General features: G+C 40.9%; 1 protein-coding gene. It reads right to left on the reverse strand.

The window, feature by feature from the left end; translation table 11 throughout:
* Positions 1-106: 106 nt before the first annotated feature.
* Positions 107-1,212: TonB-dependent siderophore receptor (locus tag VXQ92_RS19255; protein WP_416682880.1), on the reverse strand; the 1,106-nt coding region annotated here is incomplete at its 5' end.

A 1,212-nucleotide genomic window follows, 5' to 3' on the forward strand; every position in this document is an offset into this window, starting at 1 on the left:
AGTTTTGGGATATTGGGCAAATACAGCCCGATCCACTCGTTAATGAAAATGGTATGTTTTAGTGAAAAGCCCGAAACTATTCGGGCTTTTTTATTTTATAGATAAATTAAAACTTCCACTGCGCCGAAATTGAGGCGTTCAATGGTTCTCCCGGTTGAACCCATAAATCGCTATAGATTGAGACATAGTAGGTCTTATCAAATAGGTTATTTATATTCAGCTGATAGCGTAAACGGTCAGATGGTGCATAGTAGCCATTTAAATTGACCAGCGTATAACTCGGTAAGTTAAAGCCATTATCTAGGTTATGCCCGCTGCGCTCACCGACATAGGTAAGGTTGGCACCTACGCCTGCTTTTCTTGCACCGTCTTGTAGAAACTCATAATTGGTGCTTACTGAACCTTGGTGTTTTGGAACATTGCTTAGACGAGCGCCTTTTGCCAAGTCTTGGTCTTTTTCAATTTGAGCATCGGTATAACTATAGTTGGCATTAACGAACCAGCGGTCAGTGATTTGGCTATTTAAGTCAAACTCAATCCCTTTACTACTCACTTCACCTGCTGCGGTTTGAAAGTCTTTGTCGATTGGATCGGTTGTCAGTACATTCTGTTTTTTCATTTTAAACAAAGCGAGACTCAGCACACTTTGGTCGTTTATTTTATATTTGGTACCGATCTCATAGCTTTCGCCTTTTTCAGGAGCAAAAGTCTGACCATTTCGATTCATGCCACTATTCATGGCAAATGAGCGGCCATAGTTGCTATAAAACGCCCATTGCTCAGAGGCTTTAAAATTTACTCCGAAACGTGGATTATTCTGGTGAAGTGTCTGGTTGTCCTCGGTCTGTTTTATATGATTTTTAAAGTTTTGTTCGACCTGATCAAAACGGTTACCGAGTAACACGCTCCACTGGTCATTGAAAAAGATCTGATCTTGTAGATTAAGTGCAAAGTAACGCTGGCGCTCTTTGGTGTCGGTAAACGGAGTGAGGTTCGGTAAATATTTGCCATATTCAGGTTGGTAAATATCAATTATGTTTGGTGAGTCTGTGCTGTGGTTACGACGAAGCTGGTTTTGTTTGTAGTCGAGTTGACCAAACTCGGTTGAAAGTAAAATTTCATGACGAGCCCAAAACGTATCAAACTTACCTAGTAACTCGGTCTGAGCCAGAACATCTTCACTTGTATAATCACGATAGCGACGTTGACGTT

The organism is Acinetobacter sp. 228 (assembly GCF_048147885.1).